Here is a 13,225-nt window from a genome sequence, read left to right as displayed (position 1 = left end):
GGGCCTTTCCAGATCAGATCGATCTATCAGTTCGTATGAACATGTCCCGCAATAAACTGCTGAACAGTTTGCAGGTCATTATCCAGTACTTCAACGCGTTCTTCACGCTCAAACAGATCAGTCATATGTGGCGGTAGCTGAGGTGATTCCAAGCCAGCCTTCACGACAGGCTCAGGGAATTTAACCGGATGCGCTGTTGCCAGCGTGATCATCGGTACGCTCTGATCACGGTTGCATTCACGACCCGCTTTGACACCAATCGCCGTGTGCGGATCCAGCAGGTAACTGGTTTCAGCAAACACGTCTTTGATCACGTCACACGTGGTTTCGTCGTCAACTGCACAGCTGTCGAACAGTTCACGTACCTTATCCCAGTTGCCATCTTCCAACTGCACAGACTCAGACTTGAAGCGATCCATAAGATCAGCAATGGCCTGACCGTCGCGACCGTATACATCAAACAGCATACGTTCAAAGTTAGAGGACACCATGATGTCCATAGACGGGGACAGCGTATGAACCAGCTCACCTTTAGACATATCATTGCCGGAGATAACACGGTGCAGAATGTCGTTACGGTTTGTTGCCACAACTAGCTGCTGAATCGGTAGACCCATCTGCTTCGCCAGATAACCCGCAAAGATATCGCCGAAGTTACCCGTTGGCACAGAGAAGGAAACCGGACGATGAGGACCACCCAGCGCCAGTGATGCGGAGAAGTAGTAAACGATCTGGGACATAATACGCGCCCAGTTGATCGAGTTTACCGCACCCAGCTTCATACCTTTCAGGAAGTCCTGATTAGCAAAGCTGTCTTTAACCATCTGCTGACAGTCATCGAAGTTGCCTTCCAACGCCACGTTGAAAACATTGTCTTCCAGAATAGTAGTCATCTGGCGACGCTGTACTTCAGACACGCGGTTATGCGGATGCAGGATAAAGATATCCAAATGATCGCTGTGACGGCAGCCTTCGATAGCAGCAGAACCGGTATCACCAGAAGTTGCCCCCATGATCACCAGACGCTCATTACGCTTGGTCAGCGCGTAATCCATCAGGCGACCCAGCAACTGCAATGCAAAGTCTTTAAACGCCAGGGTTGGACCATGAAACAGTTCCAGAACCCATTCGTTAGTACCCAGCTCTTTCAGCGGAGCAACCGCCGTGTGGTTAAAACCGGCATAGGTTTCATCGATCATCTGTTTCAGATCATCGTCTGCAACACAGTCATCAACAAATGGCTTGATGATCTTGTACGCCAGATCAGCGTAAGACAGACCCGCCCATGAAGCGATCTCTTCCTGGGAGAACTTAGGCAGTTCTTCAGGAACATACAAACCGCCGTCGCTCGCCAGACCGGCCAGCAACACTTCTTCAAAATTCAGTACCGGAGCCTGTCCCCGGGTAGAGATATATTTCACGCTCAAGACTCCTTAGTCCGCCAGATGCTCAACGCGGATACGGGTAACAGAACCACAGATTGCACCCAGTGCTTCGATCGCTGCAATCGCTTCGTTCATCTTCTGCTCCTGAACACGCTGCGTCAGGATGATAACAGGCACCTGCTCTTCGCGGGTTTCTTTCTGGATGATAGCTTCGATATTGATGCCTTTATCGCCCAGAATGCTGGTCACCTGAGCCAGTACACCTGGCTGCTCCAGCGCCTGCATACGCAGGTAGTAACCGGTTTCGATCTGCTCAACAGGCAGCACTGGCAAATCGGACAGTTCACCCGGCTGGAATGCCAGATGAGGAACGCGGTTATCACGATCAGCTGTCAGCGTACGTACAACATCAACGATGTCTGCAACAACAGCAGATGCTGTTGGCTCTGCACCAGCACCGGCACCGTAATACATGGTCTGACCGACAGCATCGCCATCAACCAGCACAGCGTTCATGACACCGTTAACGTTCGCCAGCAAGGCAGACTCAGGCACCATAGTCGGATGAACACGCAGTTCAACACCCGCTTCTGTACGACGACTCACACCCAGATGCTTGATGCGGTAGCCCAGCTCTTCAGCATACTGCACATCATCACGCGTGATCTTACTGATGCCTTCGGTGTACGCTTTTTCAAACTGCAGCGGGATACCAAAGGCCAGTGATGCCAGAATTGTCAGCTTGTGCGCAGCATCGATGCCTTCAACATCAAAGGTAGGATCTGCTTCTGCATAACCCAGAGCCTGAGCTTCGGCCAACACATCGGCGAAGTCACGACCCTTGTCACGCATCTCAGTCAGGATGAAGTTACCGGTGCCGTTGATGATACCTGTCAGCCAGTTAATCTGGTTCGCAGACAAACCTTCCCGGATCGCTTTGATAATCGGAATACCGCCCGCGACGGATGCTTCGAATGCAACCATAACGTTTTTACGTTGTGCAGCTTCAAAAATCTCATTACCGTGCACAGCGATCAGCGCTTTGTTCGCGGTTACAACGTGCTTACCGTTTTCGATAGCCGTCATAACCAGATCACGTGCGACTTCATAGCCACCGATCAGTTCTACAACAACATCGATTTCGGGATTCGTCGCAACGTCGAAAATATCCTGCGTTACCTGAACACCTTTAGTGTCGCAATCAGGGTTTGGACGGCGAGCGCCAACCTCTTCCACGATAATTCGACGACCCGCACGGCGAGAAATCTCATCCGCATTACGCTTCAGTACGTTAAAGGTGCCGCCACCGACGGTTCCAAGACCACAGATACCTACTTTTACCGGTTTCAAACTATAACCTCTCGCTGTGAATATCTTCAGCACTGCACAAAAATTGAGCCGGGTATTATAGCGAAAACAGCCCGTCAGCACTATTGCCTATTACCCGTAACACGCGCCCACAAAAAAGGGGCATAATCAGCCCCTTCTTGTATCTTTAGGATCGCGACAATTATTGCAATTTCAACGCGCGCGCCAACTGTTTAGCAGGCAAATACCCCGGCATCAACGTACCGTCCTCAAATACCAGTGCCGGAGTCCCCGTCACACCCACAGCCTGTCCCAACATCAGCTGGGAAGCGATAGGTGAGTCACAACTGCTCCGGTCAACTTTTTGTCCGTTTTTCGCGCGTGTCATCAGCTCGTTACGCATATCGGGTGCTGCACACCAGATCGACTCCATCACATTAAATGCATTGGAGCCAATGCCCGCACGCGGGAACGCCAGATAATTCACCTGAACACCCATCGCATTAAGCTGGGGAATTTCCTTATGTAATTTACGGCAGTAACCACAATCCACATCGGTAAATACCGTGACTGTGGCTTTACGTTCGCCTTCTGCGGGGTAAACAATAATGTCTTTAGATTCGACCTTAGCCAACTGATCAAGACGCTGTTGCTTGCGCTTGCCTTCCGTCAGGTTAACAAACCCTTCTTGTGGTGAAAGTCGGAACAACTGTCCAACCATGAAATATTCACCTTTAGCATCCGAATAAAGCAACTCTCCGGTATTCAGCTCAACCGCATACATTCCTTCCATCTCAGCAGGCTTGATAGATACCGCACTTAAGCGCGCATCAATCTTCTTTAAACTGCCTTTGATGATCTCATCTACAGCGGGTGCCGCCTGAGACAAACTGCTTACACCCAACAAAATCAGGCCCACTGCCCATAACTTCCGCATGACTTTCCCCATATTATTCACAATCCACTACTGGCTAAGATACAGAACAGACCATAAAGTTCAGCCGCGTGGGTGGTGTTTACTATGCAGCGACTGTAAACGATGCTGGGCGACATGTGTATAGATTTGCGTTGTCGATAGATCGCTATGCCCCAACAGCATCTGCACAACACGCAGATCCGCACCATGATTCAGGAGATGTGTTGCAAACGCATGCCGCAACACATGCGGCGAAAGCGGCTTGTCGAGCCCTGATACCAAGGCATAGTGCTTCACCCGGTGCCAAAACGTCTGCCGGGTCATCTGCTGCCCCCGCCGACTTGGAAACAACACCTCACTGGAGGCATCCTTAAGCAAAAGCGGCCTGGCATCGCGCATGTATTGCAGCACGCAATGAATCGCCTCATCCCCCAAAGGAACCAAGCGCTCCTTACTACCCTTGCCCATCACACGAATGACGCCCTGACGCAGATTCACCTGAGAGCTATGCAGAGACACTAATTCAGACACTCGCAGCCCTGTGGCATACAACACCTCAAGCATTGCGCGATCCCGACACTCGACGGCATCACTCAAATCCGGTGCTTGTAACAGACGTTCCACATCGCTTTCAGTCAACGTTTTCGGCAGGGCACGCCCTCGCTTTGGGCTATCAATGAGCAGCGTAGGGTCGGTATCGATCAGCTTTTCACGCACCAGATAACGATAAAAACCACGCAATGTCGACAACAAGCGAGCGGTCGAGCTTGCCTTTAGCCGTTCTGTATACCGCCATGCCAAGTGTTGCTGCAACTCCTCTCGACCTGCGGATAGCAAGCCGGAAGCTCTTGCCTGCAACCACATACCGTACTGCACCAGATCTCGACGGTACGAGCTCAGCGTATTCTCACTCAGACCACGCTCCATCCAGATAGCATCGAGAAACTGATCAATCAACCTGGAGTCTGCAGCAGACAGCGCGGCAATAGAAGAAGACATCAGTTCAGATTCCAATACATATGAGACCTAACGGTAGACTTCAATCTCAGCAACCTTCTCCAGTGCAATACTGTAGGTTGCCACGCCACGCTGCATTCTTTGTTCTATAAGCATTTCATGGCGGTCGATCTCCAGAATACGACCTTCAATTCGACGCCCGAAATAAGTCACCATACGTGCCCGATGCCCGATATGTTTGCCTATATCAGCGACATCTACTGAACGAAATGCTGGACGGCGCTCTACCTCATTTGCTGGCGACACCGAAGTCTTCCCATGCAAGTCTGCACCTGATGTTGATGGGGACAAATCTTCTGACGCACCTTCCGGTAAAGCGGAATGTGGCGGTTGCACTAGACCTTGCGTCACTGCAGAGGAAGGAACAGAGTTCTTCACAGGTTCCAACAATTGAATGCCGGCGAGACTCACAGGCTCACCATTGATTAGCAGCGCGGGATTTAACACACTCATGAAACTATCGAGGGAGGTAATTTGAACGGTCTGCATCTGCCCCAACGGGGTATCAGGACGCATCCGGAACGTGATGTTTGCCGCAGGGCGATACATATCCACAAGCCCCTGATACAACTCCTCTGTCAGTCCAACACCCGCGTAAGCGATCATCGCTTCAAACTCTTCACGCAGCGCCTGATCAAACTGCTCATCGGTGATGCCTGACTGTGTCGCACAGTACTCACGAAAACGACGGTTAAACCCTTTGTCGCTAAAATGACTCTGCACACTACGCAAAGCGGTCTGACTCCCCGCCAACGCGGACTTTGACAACGATGCAGAAGATGTCTTTAACGAGACCCCCATGGAGAAATCCCCAACCTCGGCCGTATCCGCAGAGATATCGACATCCCAGCGCCCCTCTACGGCATCAAAGCTATAGGCTAACTCCATATCGGCGCCCAACACCCGGTAACCCATGGCCTGCAGTAGATCAGCGCCCTGCATACGACTGCAGAACTGTCCTACCACCGTCATATCTTGCGGCTGCCCCTGCTGGGCTAGTTGCATCCACTGTTCCATCAATGCACTGTCCAACCGGAAGAAGAACCCCTTCAAACGCAACGACAAAGCATCAGGCCAAGACTCTGCGCCCAGATCGCCACCGAGACGCAGCATCTGAGACCAGTCGGGTGCCTTCAGGGATATTTCATCAATATTGAACTGGTCGGTACCGCCCAAAGGCGCGACCCGGATATCGACCAGCGCAATCTCAGTCGCCACCAAATCGATACGTACGTCGTTATAACTTAACTCAGCAAAAGGCGACACTTTCGTCACCATTTCATCCGCTGCCTCAGTTACCCGCCACCATAAGAAACCATAAAAGCCAGCCACACAAAATACCGGCAACAGCAGAATACTCAGCAGTAACGCAATCCGTTTCAACACCCGCTTCCCACGCAGTTCATGAATTTTGAATGGACACACTATAGGCAAGGAGTTGCAGGTTTACCATTCAGACCACCCCCAACCAGATCTACAGACACAAAAAAAGCGGCTCGAAAGCCGCTTTTTATGATCTGTGTAGCAAAAAGATAGCTTAACCCAGCTTCTCTTTGATACGTGCAGACTTACCGCTACGCTCACGCAGGTAGTACAGCTTAGCTTTGCGCACGTCACCGCGACGCTTAACAGCAATGCTATCTACTGTAGTGCTGTAAGTCTGGAAAGTACGTTCCACACCAACACCGTGAGAGATTTTGCGTACTGTGAATGCAGAGTTAACGCCGCGGTTACGCTTACCGATAACTACGCCTTCAAACGCCTGCAGACGAGTACGAGTACCCTCTGTTACTTTTACCTGTACGACAACGGTATCACCCGGGCCGAATTCTGGTACGTCTTTAGTTTTCTGTTCAGCTTCAATCTGCTGAATAATCAGGTTCTTGCTGCTCATGGCTCGCTCCTAAATATTCAACCGTCGGACCCTTGGGTCTCACGGATAAAATCTTTTAACAATGCCTGCTGTTCTTTGGTTAACTCCAGAGAATCCAACAACTCAGGACGTCTTTTCCAAGTGCGTCCCAATTGTTGTTTCAAGCGCCAGCGCCTGATCTCCTCATGGTTACCGCCCAGCAGCACCCCAGGTACCTGCATTCCGTCAAACTGTTCCGGTCTCGTATAGTGCGGGCAGTCCAATAAACCGTCTGAAAAAGAATCCTCAGTAGCTGAGTCCTGATGCCCAAGTACACCCGGCACCAACCTCGAAACTGCATCAATCATGGTCATCGCTGGCAGTTCACCACCGCTGAGGACAAAATCCCCAAGCGACCACTCTTCATCAATTTCAGTCTCAATCAGGCGTTCATCAATACCTTCATAACGCCCGGCTACCAGAATCAGCTTCTTACGATTCGCTAACTCCTGCACCCCGTTGTGGTCAAGTCGGCGTCCCTGAGGAGAGAGATAAATAACACTTACCTCATCGCCCCCTGCTGCAGCTTTTGCAGCATGGATTGCATCCCTCAGCGGCTGAACTTTCATCAGCATGCCGGGGCCACCGCCGTATGGACGATCATCTACAGTGCGATGCTTATCGAGCGTGAAGTCACGCGGATTCCAGCATTGCAGCTCAATCGACCCATTCCGTACCGCTCGTCCCGTTACGCCAAAGCTTTTAACCGCTTCGAACATCTCCGGGAATAACGTCACTACACCAAACCACACGGTTTAGAACTCCGGATCCCAGTCGACCCGAATAGCACCTGTTTCCAAGTCAATCTCTTTAATCACCTGATCAGGCAGGTAAGGTATCAAACGTTCGTTACGATCAATACTCTCATCATTACCCTTTACCACCAGCACATCATTTGCACCGGTTTCCATCAGATGACTTACCTTGCCCAGCAACTGACCGGACACGGTATATACCGTCAGGTTTTCCAGCTGGCTCCAGTAGAACTCACCCTCTTCCAGTTTTGGAAGACGATGTGATTCAACCGCGATCTCAACCCCGTTATATGTACGGGCAATCTCTCGGTCATCTACTCCAACCAACTTAGCGACCAGGCCTTTACCATGGCGTTTGCTAGCTTCTATCTCGAAAGATTTCCACTGGCCTTTAATTTTCAATAACCACGGCGAGTAGGTCAGGATGTTTTCAATCGGATCGGTGTGAGAATAAATCTTCACCCATCCTTTAACACCGTAGACGGAAGCAATACGACCAAGAACCGTGTTCTCTTCTGTGGTATTTCCACTCATCTACTTGACCCAACCTGATCCAAAAAACTTATTCAGCAGCTTTTGCAGCGTCTTTCAGCAGCGTAGCAACACGTGCAGAAACCTGCGCGCCTTTGCTCTGCCAGTACTCAACACGCTCCAGATTTACACGCAGACGCTCTTCCTGGCCGCGAGCCTGAGGGTTGAAGAAGCCAACACGCTCAATAAAGCGACCATCACGTGGGTTACGTGAGTCAGCTACAGTAAGGTGATAGAAAGGACGCTTCTTAGCGCCGCCACGAGACAAACGAATTGTTACCATGCGAATGGTCCCTTTATTTGTGCAGGTTTTGGTATCGCCTGCAATTTCGTATCCCGGTAGAAATCATTTCAGACTCCACCGATCCAACTTTCGCCCGCCAACCGCGCTAACCGCGCAATCCACGAACGGAAAAACAGGGCGGAAATTCTACGCGAATTCACCGCCCTTTCAAAGAGGTTTATGCTTAAATCTTAGACAGCACGGAAAATAACGTCAGACCAGCTGTCAAACACGCCGGAAAGCGGCGCAGACTCGGTCGACTTAACGACCGGGGAAGCCGCCGCCACCCATCCCGCCCATACCACCTGGGCCACCCGGACCACCGCCCATACCGGGAGGCAACATACCTTTCATTCCACGCATCATTTTGGCCATGCCACCTTTGCCACTCATCTTCTTCATCATCTTCGACATCTGTTTATGCTGTTTGATGAGTCGGTTAACGTCCTGCACCTGTGTGCCGGAACCTGCAGCGATACGTTTCTTACGGGAGCCCGTCAGGATATCTGGATTACGACGCTCTTTAGGGGTCATGGAGTTGATAATTGACTCCATCTGGACCACACCCTTTTCAGCACCGGCCATCTGGGATGCATTCGCCATCTGCCCCATGCCGGGTAACTTATCGAGCATGCCCATCATGCCACCCATATTCTTCATTTGCTGAATCTGTTCGCGGAAATCTTCCAGATCAAAGCCTTTGCCTTTCTGGATCTTCTTCGCAAATTTCTCAGCTTTCTTCTTGTCGATCTTCTCTTCTGCTTCCTCGATCAGGGACAGAACATCGCCCATACCAAGGATTCGAGAAGCAACACGGTCCGGATGGAATGGCTCCAGCGCCTCAACCTTCTCACCCACACCAAGGAACTTGATCGGTTTACCCGTGATATGACGTACCGACAGAGCAGCACCACCTCGGGCATCACCATCGGTTTTTGTCAGGATCACACCGGTCAGCGGCAGCTGTTCATTAAACGCCCGCGCCGTGTTCGCAGCATCCTGACCGGTCATCGCATCAACGACAAACAGCGTTTCAACCGGTTTAACCGCGCTATGCAGACGTTTGATCTCGTCCATCATTTCGCCGTCAACATGCAGACGACCCGCAGTATCCACCAGCAGCACATCATGATGCTGAATCTTCGCATGCGCGATAGCAGCATTGACGATATCTACCGGATCCTGATCAGCCGTCGAGGGGAAGAATTCAACATCCACTTCCGCCGCCAATGTCTCCAGCTGCTTGATCGCGGCCGGACGGTATACGTCAGCAGAAACGACCAGAACTTTTTTCTTCTCACGTTCGCGCAGGAAACGAGACAGCTTAGCAACAGAGGTCGTTTTACCCGCACCCTGAAGACCGGCCATCATCACCACTGCCGGAGGCTGTGCTGCCAGGTTGAGTGCCTCATTGGCCTCACCCATAACATTGACCAGCTCTTCGTTAACAATCTTAACGAACACCTGCCCCGGTGACAGACTGCTGCTGACTTCGGTGCCAACTGCACGCTCTTTAACACTGTTAACAAACGCTTTGACTACCGGCAGGGCAACATCAGCCTCCAGCAGTGCCATACGTACTTCACGCAAGGTGCCTTTAATATTGTCTTCGGTCAGCTTTGCCTGGCCCGTGACGGACTTAAGCGTTTGCGTGAGTCGCTCTGTAAGATTCTCGAACATGCTCTGCCTCGGTATCAGTTCCCGCCAACCATCTATATATAGAAATAACGTCCAGAAGGGCTATCTTGCTCAGGCGGGACTCGGAGAAAATTGCAATTGATGCACATTATACAGTAGCAACCCACCCACGCCACTCCCCCATATTTCATCCAACGGGCAATTGTGACACACTACTGCGCTTATACCGGCTCAGCGAATGGCTGACCTTTTGTTTTAGTATTGATACCTGTCCCCGGACAGGAGGAAAAGGATGCTGATACTTCCCACTCTGTTGGCTGCCCTCTTATACGCGGTAGCAAGCTTTCTCCAATGGCAGATTCTGCAGGGCAAACGCCAGCAGCCTCGCACCATCAACCAACTGCTGGGATGGGCCGGTTTTGCCAGCCATACCGTGGCCGCATATGCGCTGCTGCATCAGGCTGAAGGCATCCATCTAGGGTTCTTTGCCATGGGCAGCCTCGTGTCATGGCTTGTGGTTGCGATCGTTCTGTTAAGCAGCATCCGCCAAGCCATCGACAACTTATTTATAGGCGTGTTTCCAATTGCACTGATGGCGACCCTGGTCGCGGGCTTTATTCCCGAAGAAAGCATCGCCCGCAACTATGATGGCGGCCTGATTACACATATCCTACTATCCGTATTGGCATACAGCATACTCACACTGGCCGTTTTGCAAGCAGTACTGGTATCTCGCCAGCACTCTGCACTGAAACATCACCATACCCGCGGCCTGGTGAGCTCCCTACCCCCGCTGCAAACGATGGATCGCTTACTCTTTGAGATGATCTGGTCCGGCGAGATTCTGCTAACAGCAGCGCTGGTATCTGGCTTTATCTTTGTAGATGACCTTTTTGCTCAGCACCTGCTACATAAAACAGCCCTGTCGCTGTTGGCATGGGTGCTCTATGCCACCTTAATCTGTGGTCGTCTCTTTTTTGGCTGGCGCAGCCATACCGCGACACGCTGGACAATTGGCGGGTTTATCTTGCTGGCACTGGCCTTTTTTGGCAGCAAACTGGTGCTTGAGTGGCTGCTGTAACAACGACACCTGAACACTGATCACGACGCTGTCATCTATTCGCTACTTGACAGGTTCTGGGGGGCACTCGACAATGGGCCTCCCAATATAGACCACAGGTTATGCAGTCTTGGAAGACGCGTCGATAAGCCTCCTATTAGGCATCCTTTGTTGCCTGATCCTCTGTTCCGCTTTTTTCTCTAGTTCCGAAACCGGCATGATGTCTCTCAACCGTTATCGGCTGAAGCATCTGGTGAAGAAAAAACATCCCGGCGCACGCCGTGCCAGCAAGCTACTAGAGCGACCAGACCGCCTGATCGGTGTCATCCTGATCGGCAATAACTTCGTTAACATCCTTGCATCAGCTATCGCTACCATCGTTGCGGTGCGCCTCTGGGGCGATGCGGGCGTTGTCATTGCGACTGCCGGACTGACATTGGTGATCCTGATTTTTGCGGAAGTGTCTCCAAAAACACTTGCCGCTTTGCACCCGGAAAAGATTGCATTTCCTGCCGCCTATATACTGCGACCGCTACTAACACTCATCTACCCGCTTGTATGGGCCGTCAACGGCATCACCAACGGCTTTTTGCGCCTGCTTGGCATCAATATCAACGATGACAACAACCACAACCTCAGCACAGAGGAACTGCGCACACTGGTTAACGAAGCGGGCGCCCTTCTGCCACACCGGAACCAGTCGATGTTACTGGGTGTACTTGAGCTTTCAGAAGTCACCGTCAACGACATCATGGTCCCGAGAAATGAGGTTATTGGGATCGATCTGGACGAAGAGATAGACCAGATCATTCAACAGCTCAGCATCACACCGCACACCCGCCTGCCGGTTTACCGCGGCGAGCTAAATAAAGTCGTAGGCATCCTGCATATGCGGAATCTGGCGCAGGTCTTCCATCAGGGGACCATCTCCAAAGCCGCTATTTTGCAGGTGATTACCGAACCCTATTTCATCCCTGAAAGCACACCGCTACAGACTCAGCTGCTGCACTTTCAAAAGCAGGGACGACGCATGGGCCTAGTGGTGGATGAGTACGGCGATATTGAAGGCATCGTCACGCTGGAAGATATTCTGGAAGAAATTGTCGGAGAACTCTCCAACGACAACAAAGAAGACAATCAGGATATTCATCCGCAGGAAGACGGCAGTTACTTTGTCGACGGATCAGCTTACATTCGTGACGTGAACAAGGCGCTGGAATGGGACCTGCCCACCGATGGCCCCAAAACCATCAATGGACTGGTAACAGAGACCCTGGAATCGATCCCCGACGCCAACGTCTGTATGCGATTGGGACGTTACCAGTTAGAAACACTGCAAATCAGCGACAATCTAATCAAAACCATCCGCGTCAGCTGTGGCCCGGAAGCACAGGAAGACGACTTTTAGAGACCTTCAGACATACAGATAAAGGGGCCGTAAGCCTACAGCCCCTTTGCCACCCCAGACGACAAAGCCCCCTCTACACCTGATCTCTGTGCATATCAGCACACCAAAGATCCACAAAAAACTCTTTTAAAATCAAAAGAGTTAAACACACACCCTGACACATCAACCCTACATTGCCAACACAGAACCAAACACCGCTGGAAGAGAGCCTAAAACCTCTTTATTATCAGAACAAGATCCGATGACCATGGTCCCGGCAACATGAACAGAGCCCATTCGCGGAAAGCAATAACACAAAAAAATGTATTAAACGAGATGCTCAATGGATGTAACCCCATCAGACCTGGACAGCATTTATCTACTTGCCGACTTGTCTTCAGTCGAGAAACAAGAGCTGATAAAGCAACTTCATGTAAGACAGGTGAAGAAAGCCGACATGGTCGTCCACAAAGGACAGCCATCCTCTGAGCTATATTTCCTGCTTAAGGGGCGATTAAAGGTTGTTGATTACTCGAGCAGCGGAAAAGAAGTAGGATTTCTTTCTATTGAAGCAGGTTCGCATTTTGGTGAAATCGCGCTCATAGATGGCAAACCACGCTCCGCCTCTATAGTTGCTACTGAGCAATCCGTCATTGCCTTTTTATCCAAGAGCGATGCTCAGAACCTGATGTATTCCAAACCCAGCGTTTCCGAGAAACTCTTAAAACAGCTAGCCAACATTATCCGCCAGAACAATGATCACATCGTCATGCTCGGCACCACGAATGCCATCAGCCGAATTAACATCGTATTACTAAAATATGCAAAACCAGTGAATGGCGAGCTTGAGATCCAGAAACTACCAACACAAGAGGAGCTGGCCAATATAACCAACACATCACGTGAAACGGTATCACGCACACTGACCTTGCTGATCGAGAAGAATCTAATTAAGAAAAGTGGAAGACACATCATCATCCTCAAGCCCAAAGAGCTGGAGACAATGACTTTTAAATAAAAAAGGATGCATTCA

Annotated in this window: 13 protein-coding genes; 3 read left to right on the top strand and 10 right to left on the bottom strand. The window is 50.9% G+C overall.

Annotated features, from left to right (window positions below; all coding sequences use genetic code 11):
* Positions 1–26 precede the first annotated feature (26 nt).
* The 10 genes from thrC to ffh all read right to left on the bottom strand — a co-directional run bounded on the left by thrC (position 27) and on the right by ffh (position 9,787).
* Complete coding sequence (gene thrC, locus IOQ59_RS01720; protein WP_193951520.1) at positions 27–1,421, bottom strand: threonine synthase; 1,395 nt, start codon at positions 1,419–1,421, stop codon at positions 27–29.
* A 12-nt stretch (positions 1,422–1,433) separates the two neighbouring features.
* Positions 1,434–2,735, bottom strand: coding sequence for a homoserine dehydrogenase (locus IOQ59_RS01715; protein WP_193951519.1), 1,302 nt, complete (start codon positions 2,733–2,735; stop codon positions 1,434–1,436).
* Positions 2,736–2,895: 160 nt separating this feature from the next.
* Positions 2,896–3,630 carry a DsbC family protein gene (locus IOQ59_RS01710; protein ID WP_193951518.1) on the bottom strand — a complete coding sequence of 245 codons (735 nt, stop codon included), beginning with the start codon at positions 3,628–3,630 and terminating at the stop codon, positions 2,896–2,898.
* A gap of 60 nt (positions 3,631–3,690) precedes the next feature.
* A complete protein-coding gene (xerD, locus tag IOQ59_RS01705) occupies positions 3,691–4,608 on the bottom strand; it encodes a site-specific tyrosine recombinase XerD (RefSeq protein WP_193951517.1) in 918 nt (305 codons plus the stop codon).
* Between the two features lie 27 nt (positions 4,609–4,635).
* On the bottom strand, positions 4,636–6,009 hold the full coding sequence (locus IOQ59_RS01700) for an aq_1923 C-terminal domain (RefSeq protein ID WP_193951516.1): 1,374 nt from the start codon (positions 6,007–6,009) through the stop codon (positions 4,636–4,638).
* 154 nt (positions 6,010–6,163) lie between these two features.
* Positions 6,164–6,520, bottom strand: a complete 357-nt coding sequence (rplS, locus tag IOQ59_RS01695) for a 50S ribosomal protein L19 (RefSeq protein ID WP_193951515.1) — start codon at positions 6,518–6,520, stop codon at positions 6,164–6,166.
* Positions 6,521–6,537: 17 nt separating this feature from the next.
* The gene (gene trmD, locus IOQ59_RS01690; RefSeq protein ID WP_193951514.1) at positions 6,538–7,290 is read right to left on the bottom strand and encodes a tRNA (guanosine(37)-N1)-methyltransferase TrmD; all 753 of its coding nucleotides are present in this window, start codon (positions 7,288–7,290) and stop codon (positions 6,538–6,540) included.
* Between the two features lie 3 nt (positions 7,291–7,293).
* Positions 7,294–7,827 carry a ribosome maturation factor RimM gene (gene rimM, locus IOQ59_RS01685; protein WP_193951513.1) on the bottom strand — a complete coding sequence of 178 codons (534 nt, stop codon included), beginning with the start codon at positions 7,825–7,827 and terminating at the stop codon, positions 7,294–7,296.
* Between the two features lie 28 nt (positions 7,828–7,855).
* Positions 7,856–8,107 (bottom strand): 30S ribosomal protein S16, encoded by a 252-nt coding sequence (gene rpsP, locus IOQ59_RS01680; protein WP_193951512.1) that lies wholly within the window; start codon positions 8,105–8,107, stop codon positions 7,856–7,858.
* A gap of 261 nt (positions 8,108–8,368) precedes the next feature.
* Positions 8,369–9,787: a signal recognition particle protein gene (gene ffh / locus IOQ59_RS01675; RefSeq protein WP_193951511.1), complete on the bottom strand. Its 1,419-nt coding sequence runs from the start codon at positions 9,785–9,787 to the stop codon at positions 8,369–8,371.
* 250 nt (positions 9,788–10,037) lie between these two features.
* On the opposite strand from ffh, the gene IOQ59_RS01670 reads away from it, so the two are divergent.
* The 3 genes from IOQ59_RS01670 to IOQ59_RS01660 all read left to right on the top strand — a co-directional run bounded on the left by IOQ59_RS01670 (position 10,038) and on the right by IOQ59_RS01660 (position 13,210).
* Positions 10,038–10,826, top strand: coding sequence for a cytochrome C assembly family protein (locus IOQ59_RS01670; RefSeq protein ID WP_193951510.1), 789 nt, complete (start codon positions 10,038–10,040; stop codon positions 10,824–10,826).
* A 109-nt stretch (positions 10,827–10,935) separates the two neighbouring features.
* Complete coding sequence (locus IOQ59_RS01665) at positions 10,936–12,213, top strand: HlyC/CorC family transporter (RefSeq protein WP_193951509.1); 1,278 nt, start codon at positions 10,936–10,938, stop codon at positions 12,211–12,213.
* A 322-nt stretch (positions 12,214–12,535) separates the two neighbouring features.
* Positions 12,536–13,210: a Crp/Fnr family transcriptional regulator gene (locus tag IOQ59_RS01660; RefSeq protein WP_193951508.1), complete on the top strand. Its 675-nt coding sequence runs from the start codon at positions 12,536–12,538 to the stop codon at positions 13,208–13,210.
* The last annotated feature ends 15 nt before the right edge of the window (positions 13,211–13,225 follow it).

Source organism: Pontibacterium sinense (assembly GCF_015209595.1).
GTDB classification, from domain to species: domain Bacteria; phylum Pseudomonadota; class Gammaproteobacteria; order Pseudomonadales; family Balneatricaceae; genus Pontibacterium; species Pontibacterium sinense.
The sequence above is the reverse complement of the archived record's forward strand: the minus strand, read 5'-3'. Positions and strand labels throughout refer to the sequence as shown.

What these genes read in the sequence shown, in the direction of transcription:
- IOQ59_RS01710 (WP_193951518.1), bottom strand. Translation starts at nt 3,630, where the DNA reads ATGCGGAAGTTATGGGCAGTGGGCCTGATTTTGTTGGGTGTAAGCAGT.
- xerD (WP_193951517.1), bottom strand. Translation starts at nt 4,608, where the DNA reads ATGTCTTCTTCTATTGCCGCGCTGTCTGCTGCAGACTCCAGGTTGATT.
- rplS (WP_193951515.1), bottom strand. Translation starts at nt 6,520, where the DNA reads ATGAGCAGCAAGAACCTGATTATTCAGCAGATTGAAGCTGAACAGAAA.
- rimM (WP_193951513.1), bottom strand. Translation starts at nt 7,827, where the DNA reads ATGAGTGGAAATACCACAGAAGAGAACACGGTTCTTGGTCGTATTGCT.
- rpsP (WP_193951512.1), bottom strand. Translation starts at nt 8,107, where the DNA reads ATGGTAACAATTCGTTTGTCTCGTGGCGGCGCTAAGAAGCGTCCTTTC.
- ffh (WP_193951511.1), bottom strand. Translation starts at nt 9,787, where the DNA reads ATGTTCGAGAATCTTACAGAGCGACTCACGCAAACGCTTAAGTCCGTC.
- IOQ59_RS01670 (WP_193951510.1), top strand. Translation starts at nt 10,038, where the DNA reads ATGCTGATACTTCCCACTCTGTTGGCTGCCCTCTTATACGCGGTAGCA.
- IOQ59_RS01660 (WP_193951508.1), top strand. Translation starts at nt 12,536, where the DNA reads ATGGATGTAACCCCATCAGACCTGGACAGCATTTATCTACTTGCCGAC.